General features: G+C 57.7%; 12 protein-coding genes. All 12 read left to right on the forward strand.

The window, feature by feature from the left end:
- Positions 1-120 precede the first annotated feature (120 nt).
- The 12 genes from mraZ to murB all read left to right on the forward strand — a co-directional run bounded on the left by mraZ (position 121) and on the right by murB (position 13,915).
- Positions 121-606 carry a division/cell wall cluster transcriptional repressor MraZ gene (gene mraZ / locus G7Y43_RS04175; protein ID WP_241158151.1) on the forward strand — a complete coding sequence of 162 codons (486 nt, stop codon included), beginning with the start codon at positions 121-123 and terminating at the stop codon, positions 604-606.
- A 4-nt stretch (positions 607-610) separates the two neighbouring features.
- Complete coding sequence (gene rsmH, locus G7Y43_RS04180) at positions 611-1,567, forward strand: 16S rRNA (cytosine(1402)-N(4))-methyltransferase RsmH (protein ID WP_165044391.1); 957 nt, start codon at positions 611-613, stop codon at positions 1,565-1,567.
- A gap of 94 nt (positions 1,568-1,661) precedes the next feature.
- A complete protein-coding gene (locus G7Y43_RS04185) occupies positions 1,662-2,153 on the forward strand; it encodes a cell division protein FtsL (protein ID WP_165044393.1) in 492 nt (163 codons plus the stop codon).
- Positions 2,154-2,266: 113 nt separating this feature from the next.
- Positions 2,267-3,967 carry a penicillin-binding protein 2 gene (locus G7Y43_RS04190; RefSeq protein WP_206215087.1) on the forward strand — a complete coding sequence of 567 codons (1,701 nt, stop codon included), beginning with the start codon at positions 2,267-2,269 and terminating at the stop codon, positions 3,965-3,967.
- 9 nt (positions 3,968-3,976) lie between these two features.
- Positions 3,977-5,023: a Mur ligase family protein gene (locus G7Y43_RS04195; protein ID WP_165044397.1), complete on the forward strand. Its 1,047-nt coding sequence runs from the start codon at positions 3,977-3,979 to the stop codon at positions 5,021-5,023.
- 10 nt (positions 5,024-5,033) lie between these two features.
- Entirely contained in the window at positions 5,034-6,527 is a 1,494-nt protein-coding gene (murF, locus tag G7Y43_RS04200) for a UDP-N-acetylmuramoyl-tripeptide--D-alanyl-D-alanine ligase (protein WP_165044399.1), read from the forward strand.
- Positions 6,527-7,564, forward strand: a complete 1,038-nt coding sequence (gene mraY, locus G7Y43_RS04205; RefSeq protein WP_165044401.1) for a phospho-N-acetylmuramoyl-pentapeptide-transferase — start codon at positions 6,527-6,529, stop codon at positions 7,562-7,564. Before murF ends, mraY begins: the two co-directional genes overlap by 1 nt.
- Positions 7,565-7,575: 11 nt before the next feature.
- Positions 7,576-9,102 (forward strand): UDP-N-acetylmuramoyl-L-alanine--D-glutamate ligase, encoded by a 1,527-nt coding sequence (gene murD, locus G7Y43_RS04210; RefSeq protein WP_165044403.1) that lies wholly within the window; start codon positions 7,576-7,578, stop codon positions 9,100-9,102.
- A gap of 7 nt (positions 9,103-9,109) precedes the next feature.
- Positions 9,110-10,372 carry an FtsW/RodA/SpoVE family cell cycle protein gene (locus G7Y43_RS04215; RefSeq protein WP_165044405.1) on the forward strand — a complete coding sequence of 421 codons (1,263 nt, stop codon included), beginning with the start codon at positions 9,110-9,112 and terminating at the stop codon, positions 10,370-10,372.
- Positions 10,373-10,375: 3 nt separating this feature from the next.
- Positions 10,376-11,497: an undecaprenyldiphospho-muramoylpentapeptide beta-N-acetylglucosaminyltransferase gene (gene murG / locus G7Y43_RS04220; protein WP_165044407.1), complete on the forward strand. Its 1,122-nt coding sequence runs from the start codon at positions 10,376-10,378 to the stop codon at positions 11,495-11,497.
- Between the two features lie 56 nt (positions 11,498-11,553).
- Positions 11,554-12,975 (forward strand): UDP-N-acetylmuramate--L-alanine ligase, encoded by a 1,422-nt coding sequence (gene murC / locus G7Y43_RS04225; RefSeq protein ID WP_165044409.1) that lies wholly within the window; start codon positions 11,554-11,556, stop codon positions 12,973-12,975.
- Positions 12,976-12,988: 13 nt separating this feature from the next.
- Positions 12,989-13,915 (forward strand): UDP-N-acetylmuramate dehydrogenase, encoded by a 927-nt coding sequence (gene murB, locus G7Y43_RS04230; protein ID WP_241158152.1) that lies wholly within the window; start codon positions 12,989-12,991, stop codon positions 13,913-13,915.
- Positions 13,916-14,155 lie beyond the last annotated feature (240 nt).

Genomic DNA, 14,155 nt, shown 5'->3' on the forward strand with positions numbered 1-14,155 from the left:
TGGAATCGTAGGGCATGAAATGGGACAAAAAGGCATGGAATTCTTGCAAAGTGGCATAGGTTTGCGTAGAATGATGACCAGTCGGAAAGGGCGCGTTGCGTCAACGGATGAAGGAAGCGCGTGAGCGAAAACGTCGAAAAGGAAGCGGCATCGGCAGTGCACACCACAACGGTGCGCCTGAACGGTGAGTATCGCTTCAAGATCGACAGCAAAGGTCGCATGTCGCTGCCTGCGAAGTTCCGCAAGGTCCTAACCAACGAACTTGTAGTCGTTCGCGAGCCGGAAGATGAATGCTTGTACGTTTTCCAGCCCGATGATTACGAGAATTGGATCGATGAGCTGTTTAAAGAGCGCTTCAACGGCTTTAACAAGACAAGCCGTAAGCAAAAAGTGCTCATGCGCAAGCTGAAGGCGCGCGCTCGTAGCGTTGATATCGATTCATCGGGGCGCATCATGCTTCCAGCAGATGCGCGCGAGGAAGTTGGCATTGATGGCGAGGTTGTCGTACTCGGTTCCACCGGTTACTTCGAGATCTGGGATCCCCAGGCCTACGATGAGATGATGAACGACGAGGAAATCAGCCTGTCCGATTTCATGACCGACTAGAACCATGACAAGCGAATATCGGCATATACCGGTCCTGCTAACCGAGTGCATCGAAGAACTCAAACTAGAACCGCAGCATACGTTCGTTGATATGACACTCGGTTATGCAGGGCATTCATTCGAAGTTGCGAAGCTCCTTGGTCCGGACGGCACGCTTATTGGCATCGATCAGGACGAGCAGGCACTTGCCTTTGCCTCGTCGAAACTCGGGACGCTGCCGGAAGGCTCGCGCCCGGCCATCGAGCTCATACGTAGCAACTTCGGCGATTTAGACAACGCCCTTTTGGGGGCCGAGGTGCCGGGAATCGACGCGGTTCTGTTCGATCTTGGTGTCTCGTCCGTGCAGATCGACACGCCGTCGCGGGGCTTCTCCTTCAAGGAAGACAGCCCGCTTGATATGCGGATGGATCCGGGGAAACAAACCCTAACCGCAGTAGAGATCGTTAACACTTACAACGCAGCAGATCTCACCCGGATCATTCGAGCCTATTCTGACGAGAAGTGGGCGAGCCGCATTGCTTCCTTCATCGTGAGGGCTCGCGAACAGGCTCCCATCGAGACGAGCTTTCAGCTGGTCGATGTCATAAAGGCAGCCATCCCGGCATCGGCGCGCCGCGCCGGCGGCCATCCAGCAAAGCGTACGTTTCAGGCACTGCGCATTGAAGTGAACGCCGAGCTTGACGTTCTCAGGCGCGGTTTGGAAGCGGCCATTCGCTGGCTGAATCCTGGCGGTCGGATCGTGGTGATGAGCTATCACTCGCTTGAGGATCGCATTGTGAAGGAAACCTTCGCAGCGATGGCGAACCGATGTACCTGCCCGCCTGATTTACCCCTGTGTGTTTGCGGTAGACAGCCGATACTCGATATTGTGACAAGAAAGCCCATCGTGGCTTGCGAAGACGAGGTGAAACGCAACCCTCGCGCGCGCAGCGCCAAGCTGCGGGTCGCGCAAAAGCGTTAACAAGCAACGAGCACCAACTTAAGCACTAACCACGCACTAAGCGTGAATAACGGCCCACCGAAACGAAGCTGAAACGAAGAAAGGGGGACAGCCCATGGGCGCAGCACCGGCATATTCTGCATACGCACAGCGTCAGGCGGCGCGATCCTCCCAGTGGGCTCCAGCTCGCACCACGCGCGACCGTATTGATGTCGTACCGGGTCGTCGTGCGCACACTACACATCCCGTGCCGCAACAGTCGAGTGCTGTGTTCGTGGCGAAGGTGGTTGCTGTTGTGCTGTTGGTGGTGGCGGTTATGGGTATTGCCCGCATCGCGCTGACCACCGCAACCGTTACGACGTCTATTCAGTCACAGGAACTGTCGAGTCAGATCGAGGACGCCCGTTCCAACGGCGTGGCGCTTGAGGCCTCGCAAACGGTGCTTGCTAGTTCGACTCGCGTCAAGAACATGGCGACTGGCCTTGGTATGGCAGCTCCCACATCGGTTGAAAACCTAACGCTTCCCGAAGACGTAGTTGCCACCGACGCCAATGGCGCACTGTCGCTTTCCAAGAGCCTCGACCGCGTGGCAAACGCCGGAGAGTAAGTTCGAGCATGGCTGCCAGATACAACACGCCTCGCAGGTCAGCGGGCCGGCGGGGGCAATCACCTTCACGTCAGCGAGCTTCTCGCGATCGCCGCAGTCAGGCGTCGTCTGTTATGCGCTTTGAAAACGACTCGAATCGCACAGCGTGGATTCTCCTCGTGTTTGTTATTTGCGCCCTTGTGCTGGTGGGGCGGCTATTCTTCTGCAGTGTTATCCAAGCACCCGAGTATTCAGCAATCGCCGAAGATATACGCAAGGTTGATCTGGTTGACGAGCCGAGGCGCGGCACGATCTACGACCGTAATGGAAATGTGCTCGCCATTAGTGTCGATGCGACTACAGTGTACGCTAATCCCAGCGAGATCAAAGACATTGACGCCACGGTGGCCGCGCTTGTGGAGTGTTTGGGGGGCGACGAGGATGCCGAAGAGGCGTACCGCGCCAGCCTGATGGGTCCAGGCATCAACTTCTCCTACGTGAAGCGCAAAGCCGATGTTGACAACGCACAAAAGCTTAAAGAAAAGAATCTTCCCGGCATCTACTTCCTCGAAGACACGCGTCGCGAATATCCTTACGGCCAGGTGGCGGGGCAGATCATTGGCTGCTGTAGCATTGAAGCAGACCCAGAAGCGAACCGCGAGTACTACAAAGGACTCTGCGGCCTTGAACAGCAATACGACAGCATATTAAGTGGAACGCCGGGTAGGTACGCCGCTGAGCGTGGTGCCGACGGCACCCCCATCGCCGGGGGCGTGAAAGAAGACACGCCAGCAGTCGACGGCCAAGACATCGTCATATCTATCGACGTTGAGCTGCAGCAGGCTGCCGAAGAGCGCTTACTTGCGGGTGTGGAGCAGATGGGCGGCTCGAGTGGCACTGCGGTGGTTATGGACGGTGCTACCGGGGAGTTGTATGCGTGCGCTTCGCTTCCGCTGTTCAACCCGGCCGATCGCAGTGAGATTGAAGAGGGAGCCACGCAGCTGAAAGCCGCTAGCTACTTGTTTGAGCCTGGTTCGGTGTTTAAGACGGTTTCCATGATGAGTGCGCTCGAGTCGGGTGCGTATGGTCCCGATGATCAGGTGTTCTGTCCAGCTACCATTGAGGCTGACGGCTATCAGGTGTCCGACGCTCACGAGCGAGGGGATGCTACCTTCACCGTGCGCCAGATTCTTGACCAGTCATCGAACGTTGGCATATCGCTGATAACCGAGAAGGCTGGTTTCGACACGCTCAACGACTCCATCAGGCGCTACGGTTTCGACAAGCTCACCGGTGTTGACTATCCGGGCGAGCAGCTCGGCTATTTGCTCGACTTTGATCAATGGTCGCACATCGCTGGATGGAACATCGCGTTTGGGCAGGGGATTTCAGTCAACGCATTGCAGGTGACCCGCTTTTTCGGTGCGTTGGTCAACGAAGGCACTGCATGCACTCCGCACTTCTTGGTAAGCTTGCCGCAATCGGGTGAGCAGCCGCAATATGCCACCGAGGATATCGTCGAAAATGACGAGGCGCTGCCCACTATTCAGAGCATGCTGCAGACGGTAGTCAGCGACGGCACGGGCAAGATGGCTGCGATCGATGGATTTGAGGTTGCTGGTAAGACCTCCACTGCCGAGATCTACGACGAAGAGAACGGAGGCTACCGAAAAGGTGTCTACACGTTGTGCTTTTCGGGATTTCTTGCCAACTCGTCCAGCCAGTTGGTATGTTTTGTGAGTGCGAATGAGGTTCCGGGCGAGGGAACGGTGACGCATATTTTTAGGGATATAATGACCACGGCTATCGATCGATTTAACATCACGCCGGAATGAGGGAGCGCAATGAGCAAAACTTGCGATGAGCTGTTCGAAGGAATCGGCTGCACCGTGCTCGGCGACGCGAACGACCAGGTGGAAGGCATCGCGTATGACAGTAAGCACGTGCGTGCCGGCGACGCGTTCTTCTGCATCGTCGGGCGCAACGACGACGGTCACACGTTTGCGCAGGAAGCCATTGATGCCGGCGCACGGGTGCTTGTGGTCGAACGCGTTCCTCATTTAGCAGACTCGACGGGCGTAACTGAAATTGTTGTGGGCGACACGCGCAAGGCCTTAGGCGCAGCATCATCGACGTTTTTTGGGCATCCATCGCGCGACATGGATGTTATCGGTGTTACTGGTACGGCTAGCGCATCGAAAACTGCCCGTCTCATTGGCGATGTTATGCGCATCGTTGGTAAGCGTAGCGGTGTTGCAAGCCCCGAAGGTGTGATCATCGCCGGAGTGTGCGAGCCTTCGCTTCCTGCTATGCCTGACTCGCCTTTGGTGCAGGATCTGCTGGCCCGTATGCGTGATGCGCATGTTGACGTGGCAGCGCTTGCGGTTGACAGTTGTGCACTTGAATTCGACAAGGCGTGGGGCACTACATTCGCCGTTACCGTCTTTACCGATCTCGCACAGGCTGGCATTGGAAACCATCCCACGTACGAGTCGTATTTTGAGGCAACTTCTCGCCTGTTTTCTAAGGACTATCCGGCACGTCGCGTCATCTGTATCGACCATGCTGCTGGCGCAGAACTGCTACGTCGTTGCGCTGGTGCGGAAGATGATGTGTTGACCACGGGGTTTGATTCTGCTGCACAGGTTCATCTGGTGCGTGCCGACATCAGCTGTGACAATCCGCTGGTTGTCATCGACGTGCGCGGTATGCGTTTTGAGATTGCTTATCCGGTTAATGACGAATCCGACGTGTACGCACTGCTTTCTGCCTTCGCGGCGGTCATGCAGCTGGGGTGCGCTCCGCGTGATGTTGCCGCGGCCTTCGAGGTGCTGGCGCGTGAAGCCGCCGGCTGCACTGGTGGCGTTGCCACAGACGACAACGGGGAATAGGAGACGGCTCATGCGTTTGAATGTCAAACAGATTGCCGCATGCACAGGAGGCTCCTTCGTTGTTGATCCTGCAGACGCTTCCGCGCTGATAACGGGACTTACGTGGGATTCCCGCACCGTGTGTAAGGGTGATGTATATGTTGCGTTGCCCGGTGAGCGGGTAGACGGCCACGACTTCATCGCGCCGGCGCTTTCTGCCGGCGCTTCCGCCGTCTTAACCATGCAGGTGATCGACGCTGAGGTGACCCGTGCCGCGCAAGAGGCAGGTGCGGCTATCATTGAGGTTCCCGACACCGCGCATGCCATTACTGATCTGGCGCGGGAATGGCGGCGGCATCTGAAAGGTCGCGTTATCGGTGTTACCGGATCGGTGGGTAAAACCACAACAAAGAATCTCATTCGCGACGTTTTGTCGCGTGCTTTCACCACAACGGCAACAGCGGGCAACCAGAACAACGAACTCGGTGTTCCCAAAACCATCCTGTCGGCTGAGGCCGACACCCAAATGGTAGTCGTGGAAATGGGAATGTGCGATCGCGGCGAGATCGCCGAGCTGTGCTCGTTCGTGCGCCCTGATTGGGGTGTTATTACTACCGTCGGCGAAAGCCATATCGAGATCTTGGGCAGTCGCGAAAACATCGCGCGCGCAAAGGCAGAGCTCTTCGAGGCGCTTCCCGAAGGATGTGGTCGGGCGTTCATGAATGCCGCATGTGACTTCGCCGACTTCATTGTTGAAGAGTCTCATCTGGAATCGCGCAGGGTACTGCATGTTGCGTTTGACGGGTCAAAACTCGCGCGTGACCGTCACAATGCCGCTTCTCCGTTGGACGGCCCCGCAGTTTGGGCGGAAGATGTGGTACTTGACGAGATGGGGCGTGCTCATTTCCGCATGCATGCGTCGGGCTTCGGCGTTCCCGGTGTGCATGGGGCGCCCGCCGATGAGTCGGTTGCATGCGTGCTTAATGTGCGCGGTGCTCATAACGTGAGCAACGCTTGCGCTGCGGCGGCGGTGGGGCTTGCTGCGGGCATGAGCCTCGCCGATATCGCAGACGCACTGTCGCAGGCGCGTCCTGAGGCGGGTCGTCAGGAGCTGATCGCTGCGCCAGGTGGATTTACGGTAATCAATGATGCATACAACGCGAGCCCCGATTCTATGCAGGCTTCGCTTTCCATGTTCTGCTCGCTGTCCGTTTCCGGCCGTCGCATAGCGGTACTGGGAGATATGGGCGAGTTGGGGCGGTTCGCGCGTGATGGGCATGAGCGAGTGGGCTGTTTTGTAGCTGAGCTGCCTGTTGACCGTATGATCTGCGTTGGTGAGCTTGCCAGTGTTTTGGCCGACGCCGCTGAAACGGCAGGTATGGACGCACGTTGCATCTGTCGTGTGCATACGGTTGACGAAGCGCTCGCTGAGGTGCGCGCGTATGTGCGGCCGGGCGATGCAGTGCTGGTGAAAGCTTCGCACTTTATGGAACTCACGCGTGTGGTTAAAGGGTTGGTTGACTAATGTTCTCGTATTTCGCTCAATATCCGACATTTCTGGTGTTTCTGGGGTTCATCGTGGCGCTGGCGGTGACCGTGGTGCTTACGCCTCTGTGGATTCGTTTCTTGAAATCGAGCCATATTGGGCAGCAGGTGCGTGCAGAAGGTCCCGAAAGCCACTTGGTGAAGCAGGGCACTCCCACCATGGGCGGCGTCATTATGCTCGTGGGTGTTATTGTGGCGGTGCTTTTGGTTAATTCTCCCTTGCCGCAGACGTACATGCTGCTTGCGGCTACGGTGCTTACGGGGGTTCTTGGCCTTATCGATGACGCTTCAAAGGTAGTAAAGGAGCGTTCGCTGGGCTTGACGCCGAAGGCGAAGCTTGTGGGGCAATTTGTTATCGCGACGGCGTTTGTGCTGGTTGTCGTTAACTTCCTTGGCATCGCACCTACAGTTGAAATCCCGTTTGTTGCAACCATCGACTTAGGTGTGTTGAGTACACATGTTGGCGACTTCGTTATTCCGTGGCTGTATGTAGTGCTCGTTGATATTCTGCTCGTTGGCATGTGTAATGCCGTAAACCTCACTGACGGACTCGACGGCTTGGCGGCGGGTACGGTCATGATCGTCATGGTGGTCATGGCGGGCATTGCCTACCGCGCGAGCATGCTTTCGCCGGCAATCTTTGCTGCCGCGCTTGCTGGTGCGTGCGTTGGCTTTTTGTGGTTCAACGCATTTCCCGCCGAAATCTTTATGGGCGACACTGGTTCGCTTGCGCTCGGTATGGCGCTTGGCTGCCTTGCCGTACTTACGAAAACCGAGTTTCTTGTTATCGTCATCGGTGGCTTGTTTGTTGCCGAGGCGCTGTCCGTGATGCTGCAAGTGTTCTACTACAAGCGAACGAAGAAGCGCATCTTCCTCATGGCACCGCTGCACCATCACTTCGAGAAGAAGGGATGGAGCGAAACGAAGGTGGTCGTGCGGTTCTGGATCGTATCAGGTGCGTTTGCTGCTGTGGGCTTTGTTATCTACTTCTCTGAGACGCTCGTCTCGATGGTGTAAGGGGGTTCGCTATGCATATGCTAGAGGGGCGCAAGCGTGCGCCCGAGCGTATCGATTGTGTTTTGGTGCTTGGATTAGGAAAGAGTGGCCGCGCGGCTGTTGAATACTGTCTGGGGCTTTTGGGCACGCGTATTGGATGTGTGGCAATTGCGGCGGGCGAAGAGAACGAGTCATCCCGTGCGTTTGCTGAGGCTGCGCGCGAGCGGGGTGCACTTGTTGCTTTTGGTGACGACGGTCCGGTCGCGCTTGCTGCGATGCGTGATGCGCGTGAGGAGGTATCTGATCGCGCGCCTGTGTTTGACGTTTGTATTGCGAGTCCAGGGATATCACAGTTCAGCTACTTGTATCAGTCGGCGTCGCGCTTGTCAGTTGAGGTGATCAGCGAGGTTGAGTTCGCGTGGCGCGAGAGTGCAGCTTCGTCTCGTTGGGTAGCCGTTACCGGTACGAACGGTAAGACCACCGTCACTTCGCTGATTACTCACGTGCTAAAGGCCGCAGGGTTTCATGCGATGGCGGTGGGCAATATCGGCGATACGTGTATCGGCGCGCTCGCCGCTGGCGGTGCCGAGGTCTACGTTGCAGAAATGTCATCGTATCAGCTTGCGAGCTTGCGTGCCTTTGCTCCTAACGCGGCGGTTATCTTAAACATCACACCCGATCATTTGCGCTGGCACCGGTCGTTTGAGGCATACCGCGATGCAAAGCTAAAGCTTCTCGATAATCTGGCAAGCGTGCCGGGTTCGGTCGTTGCGCTTGATGCTACCAACGACGTGGTGCGCGAGAAGGTGCGTGAGCTGCATGCCGCCGAAGGGCACCCGCGCGCTATCGACTACGTGCCACTAGGCACAGCCGACGGCATTGGTGGCGACATGCGCACGCGTTGCGGAAGTCGTAACGCCGCTTTTTTGTCGGATGCCGGCATAGTGACCGTTGCGCTTCATGGGGAAGAACATAAGCTGCTTGGCGCCTCCGATCTGCTCATCAAAGGCGCGCACAACGTAAGCAACGCGTTGGCTGCAGGCGTAGTGGCGGTGTCGCTGGGTGTTGACGACGACGCTATCGCGCAAGGGTTGCGCACGTTTGCGCCGCTCGAGCACCGCATTGAACCCTGCGGATCGGTGCGGGGAGCAGTGTGTTACAACGATTCAAAGGCGACCAATGTTGACGCAACACTCAAGGCGCTCGAGTCGTTTCCTGAGGCTCGTCCGCTGGTCATGCTCGGTGGCGATGACAAGGGTACCGATTTAGGTTCGCTTGTTGCGGCAGCACACGCACATGCGCGTGGCGTCGTGTGCTACGGCGATGCAGGTAAACGTTTCCGTCAGGCGTTCGAAGATGCGAGTGTGGCAGCTCCAGCCGATTTTTCGTTGCTTTCCGCCGAACATATGGAGCAGGCTTTCGACGCACTTGTCGCCATTGCGCGCGAAGGCGACGTGATCTTGCTGTCGCCAGCGTGTGCATCGTTTGACGAGTTCTCGAGCTTTGAAGAGCGAGGCCGTGTGTTTAAGGCGCTTGTGGCTACGCGCGGCGAGGCGTAGGATTTCCATGTCTGACCCTCATAACAACACTGGGCTTTTGGGTTCACCCCAAGGCGCGCGCATCGCGCTGCTCATCATTACGCTCGCGTTGGTGCTCATGGGTACGGTGATGGTGTACTCCGCTGGTTCGATTGAGGCGCTCTCTGAGGGGGCAAGTCCCGAATCGTATCTCATAAAACATGCCGCTTATGGATGTATCGGCATTATTTGCGGTGTGGTCGTGTGGAAGGTTATCCCGTACGCTGCATGGCGTGGTCCGCTGTTGTGGGGCGTGTGGGCTGCAGCAATTGTCATGCTTGTGCTTACGTCGGTGATGGGCATTGTTGGCTTAGGGGCGCAACGGTGGCTTGTGCTCGGCCCCATTAGCTTGCAACCTTCGGAGTTTGCCAAAATTGCGCTCGTGATGATGACGGTGCACCAGTTCGCACTGCTGCGTGAAGGTCAAAGCAGCGGGCGCGATTTCTTGGTGCGCGTGGGTGTACTCGTGCTCATACCGCTGCTGTTTTTGTACAAAACGCAGTCTGACTTGGGCACGACGGCCATCATCGCCGTTGGTATTTTGGCGGTCATGTGGCTTGGTGAAGTTCCGAAGAAATGGATTGCCATCATCTGCGGGGCGTTGGTAGTGTTCGTGATTATCGCCATTTTTGGTACGGGGTATCGCTCCGATCGCATGGTCTACCTTCACCCGTGGGATGACGGCGAGGATGGCTACGGCAAGGGACTGCAGATCATTCGGTCGTACTGCTCGCTTGCCGATGGAGGGTTGTTCGGCGTAGGGTTGGGAAACTCGCGCGGGAAGTACTCGTTTCTGCCTGAGTCGGAAACCGATTTCATTTTCGCCATCGTCGTTGAGGAACTGGGTATGCTTGGCGGCATTGTAGTTATTGGGTTGTTCGTGGGAATGCTCTTCGCAGGCATTGCTATTGCACGCCAGTCGAGCGATTCGTTCGGAACTATGCTGGCGGGCAGCCTAACGTCGATGATCGTCTTCCAAGCATTTCTGAATATCAGCTGCGTGATTGGCATACTGCCGACTACGGGCAAGCCGTTGCCATTCGTGTCTTCAGGTGGTTCGTCGCTTATTGCGAGCTTGATCATGGTTGGACTCGTGCTTGCGGTGTCTGAGGGTGCGGGCACATCCGATGTATATGAGCGCCGTCGCGCGAATCTGCGCGTTGTTCGGGCGGTGCCTGATAGCGACTCGCCACAGCGTATGCGTTCGCGGCGGTCGGAATCGCGTTCAATGCGAGGAAGGGGCAGGAGGTAGCGCATGCGTATTGTGTTGTCGGGCGGTGGTACTGCTGGTCACATCAATCCGGCGCTCGCCGTGGCCGATACGCTGAGACAGCGTGGCTGCGAGGTGCTCTATGCGGGCACGCCGACGGGCGTTGAGGCACGGCTCGTGCAGCAGGCCGATATCCCGTTTACCGGGTTTGAAGCATCAGGTTTTGATCGCAGCCGACCATGGACTCTTCCCGCTTCGGTAGCGAAGCTGCTTGCGAGTTCGCGGCAGGCAGCGGCGTGGTTTTCCGAGGTGAAGCCCGATGCGGTGGTGTGCTTTGGCGGGTACGTGTGCATACCGGTGGGCCGCGCTGCATGCAAGCGGGGTGTGCCTTTGGTCGTACATGAGCAAAACTCCGTTATGGGCATGGCTAACACCTATTTGGCGCGCCGTGCCGCGCGCGTGTGTCTCACGTATGAGCACGCGGCTAAAGGTTTGGAATCGTTGCCAGAAGGTGTGGTGAGTGTGACGGGCAACCCGGTGCGCGCAAGCGTGTTCGCTGCCACTCGTGCCGAAAGCCGTGAGCAGTTGGGCGTAGCCCCCGATGCGCTGCTTTTGTTGGTTACGGGCGGCAGCTTGGGCGCGCGTCATCTGAATCAAGCCGTCATCGGCATGAAAGACGAGTTGCTCGCTCGTTCTAACGTGCAGGTCATCCACGTTGCGGGCAAGCGGGACTTCGAGCGCACGCGTGCCGAGCTTGCGCTTACGCCTGATGAAGCGCGCCGCTGGCAGGTTGTCGACTACACCGATCGCATGGGGCAGTGTATGGCGGCAGCTGATGTGATTGTATCGCGCGCTGGCGCGTCCACGCTGGCCGAGGTGTCGGCGCGTGCGCTGCCTGCGCTACTGGTTCCCTTTCCGTACGCCACGGCCGACCATCAGACAGTCAACGCGCAATCGTGTGTTGATGCAGGTGCTGCGTTCATGGTGCCTGACGATCAAGTCGAAGGGTCGGTGTTTCGCGATCAGCTGTGTGCGTTGTTGGACGACGCATCGTTGCGTGAGCGCATGCGTGAGGCCGCCCGCGCTCAGAAGACCCAGGATGCTGCAGGGTTGGTGGCCGATGCGGTAATGGAGGCTGCACGCGAAAATACCCGCGTGTGCCGTTAATGAGGTACAATTCGGCTCTGTTTGCGAGAAGAGAGACATATATGAAAGGTCCGTACATGGTAGAGGGCACCATCGAGCAGGTTCACTTCATCGGTATTGGCGGCGTGGGCATGAGTGGTATCGCGCGCGTTGCTGCCGATCAAGGCATGAAGGTTTCCGGATCCGACTTGAAGGACAGCCGATACACAAGTCAGCTGCGTGAAGCGGGTATTACGGTTCATATCGGTCATAATGAAGAGAATGTGCCTGCGGGCAATGTTGTCGTTGTTGTGTCGACCGCTATCTCCAAGGATAACCCCGAATACGTTGCTGCTTCCCGTCGTGGTCTTCTCATTTGGCATCGTGCCCAGATGCTTGCCTACCTGGGGCGCGAGCTGAAAACTTTGGCGGTTACGGGCACGCATGGCAAAACGACCACCTCGAGCATGCTGGCCAGCGCTCTTGACGGGCTTGGTACTGATCCGACCTTCCTTATTGGAGGTATTGTGCGTGCCTACGGCACCAATGCTCATTCCGGCGGTGGTGAACATTACGTTGTTGAAGCTGACGAAAGCGACAAGTCGTTTTCGAATCTGTCGCCGCAAGCCGTGTTGGTTACAAACATCGAGGCCGATCATCTCGACCATTACCGCGATCTTGACGAGATCTATGAGAAGTTCGATGCATTCATGCGCTCGGTTCCTGAATGTGGCGGCCTTATTGTTGCGTGCGGCGATGACAAGCCACTTGCGCGCTTGGCGCGCCAATCCGGTCGCACAACATATACGTACGGCTTTGATGAGACGTGCGACGTTCGTATTGTCGACTACCGCCCCGATGGGGTGGGGAGCCTATTCGCTCTCGAATTGCCTGATGGGACACGCGTCGAAGGTGGCGTGCGGCAGAACCCTGGCGTGCATAATGTGCTCAATGCCACCGGCGTCATCGCGCTTTTGTGGGCGCTGGGATTCGATGCGCAGTGTGCAGCGGCTCGTGTCGCCGAGTTCGCGGGCGTGCGTCGCAGGTTTGATCTTGTCGGCAAGGCCGATGGGGTGACGGTGGTTGATGACTACGCGCATCATCCCACCGAGATTGCGGCCACTATCCAAGCCGCCGCTGCACTCGATTTCAAGCGTGTGCACGTGGTGTTTCAGCCGCATCGCTACTCGAGGGTAAAGTTGTTTGCCGAGGTGTTGCGCGACGAGTTCTCCCGTGCGTTTGATGCAGCGGACGATCTGTTGTTCACTGATGTGTTCTCGGCAGGCGAAGCTCCTGTTCCCGGGGTGACCGGTCAAACATTCTTGCAGGTGGTGCTCGATCATGAGGGGCATCCCGATGCTGAGTTCGTGCCCAACCGCGACGATGTGGTGCCTACCGTGCTAAATCGTGTGTCGGCGGGCGATTTGGTTATCACGATGGGTGCCGGCGACGTAACTGCGTTTGGCCCGATGATTGTTGAGGCACTGCGGCAACGCGAGGCCGCAGCTGGTGTGGAGTAAAGGGTTGCACCTGATGCCACGTCATGCCTCATCGCCTTTGGATGCGTTGCTGGTTGATGGCTCGTTTGACGGCGAGCTTTTTCCGGGTGAGTATATGGCCCGACACACCACGTACCACATCGGAGGGCCGGTTCGATATTTCGTGCAGGTTGCCTCGCTTGGGTCGCTCAAGCGCCTGTTTGATGTGTGCGAACGTGAAGGTACGCCATGTGTGGTCATTGGACGCGGGTCGAATCTGCTCGTCTCCGATGAGGGGTTTCCAGGTGTGGTTGCCACGCTCGGCCGCGACTTTCAGACGTGTCGCTACGACGAGAAGCTCAAGCGCTTCTTCGTTGGCGCTGGCGTGCCGCTGTCAAAGCTCGTTCAAAGCGCGTTTCGTCACTCGGTTGCCGGTCTGGAGTTTGCGGTGGGAACACCGGGGTCGGTGGGTGGCGCCATTCGCATGAATGCGGGGTCCGATGAGGACTGGATCGGCTCGCGGGTGGTATCCGTCACCGTACTTTCGCGTGCGAGTCAGCTCGTTCGCTATGAGGCCGCCGATCTTGGTTGGGGGTATCGCACCTCATCACTGCCTGACGATGAAATCATCGTCGAATGCGAACTTTCCGTAGAGCCGGCCGACCCGTTCTTCATCCGCGGTAAGATGGAGGCGTCGCTCGCGCGGCGAAAAGTCACGCAGCCGTTGGGGCAACCCTCATGTGGAAGTGTGTTCCGCAACCCGAAGGGCGCATCTGCTGGTGCGCTCATCGAAGGATTGGGGCTGAAAGGGTTTCGCATTGGGAGTGCACAGGTGTCCGACGTTCATGCGAATTTCATCGTGAATGCGGGCGATGCGACGGCGCGCGACGTCGTGGAGTTGATGAGATTGATTCAGGCGAAGGTGTATAAAGCGCATGGCATCGAATTACAACCGGAAGTCCGCTTCCTCGGGTTCGCGTAAGCCCCGCGGCCGCGCTGCGGGCGGCTACCGTGCGGCTCCGGCTGCCCGAACGGATGCGCGTTCCCAACGCAATACTGCGCAAAGGTCTTTCCGTGTGCCTCGCTCGAACCCTGTGCCTCGCGCAAACCCTGTGCCGCGCTCGAACCCTGTGCCGCGCGCAAACCTGAGTGGTTCATATCCAGGCGCTTCACGTGATGGCGTACATTTGCGGTCAGTTCGCGTGGGAGACGCGCGCGCTTC

The sequence above is a fragment of the Adlercreutzia sp. ZJ138 genome (assembly GCF_011038935.1).
Taxonomy (GTDB): Bacteria; Actinomycetota; Coriobacteriia; order Coriobacteriales; family Eggerthellaceae; genus ZJ141.

Coding starts and splice junctions, on each gene's coding strand:
- rsmH (WP_165044391.1), top strand. CDS start 611: ATGACAAGCGAATATCGGCATATACCGGTCCTGCTAACCGAGTGCATC.
- G7Y43_RS04185 (WP_165044393.1), top strand. CDS start 1,662: ATGGGCGCAGCACCGGCATATTCTGCATACGCACAGCGTCAGGCGGCG.
- G7Y43_RS04190 (WP_206215087.1), top strand. CDS start 2,267: ATGCGCTTTGAAAACGACTCGAATCGCACAGCGTGGATTCTCCTCGTG.
- G7Y43_RS04195 (WP_165044397.1), top strand. CDS start 3,977: ATGAGCAAAACTTGCGATGAGCTGTTCGAAGGAATCGGCTGCACCGTG.
- murF (WP_165044399.1), top strand. CDS start 5,034: ATGCGTTTGAATGTCAAACAGATTGCCGCATGCACAGGAGGCTCCTTC.
- mraY (WP_165044401.1), top strand. CDS start 6,527: ATGTTCTCGTATTTCGCTCAATATCCGACATTTCTGGTGTTTCTGGGG.
- murD (WP_165044403.1), top strand. CDS start 7,576: ATGCATATGCTAGAGGGGCGCAAGCGTGCGCCCGAGCGTATCGATTGT.
- G7Y43_RS04215 (WP_165044405.1), top strand. CDS start 9,110: ATGTCTGACCCTCATAACAACACTGGGCTTTTGGGTTCACCCCAAGGC.
- murG (WP_165044407.1), top strand. CDS start 10,376: ATGCGTATTGTGTTGTCGGGCGGTGGTACTGCTGGTCACATCAATCCG.
- murC (WP_165044409.1), top strand. CDS start 11,554: ATGGTAGAGGGCACCATCGAGCAGGTTCACTTCATCGGTATTGGCGGC.
- murB (WP_241158152.1), top strand. CDS start 12,989: ATGCCACGTCATGCCTCATCGCCTTTGGATGCGTTGCTGGTTGATGGC.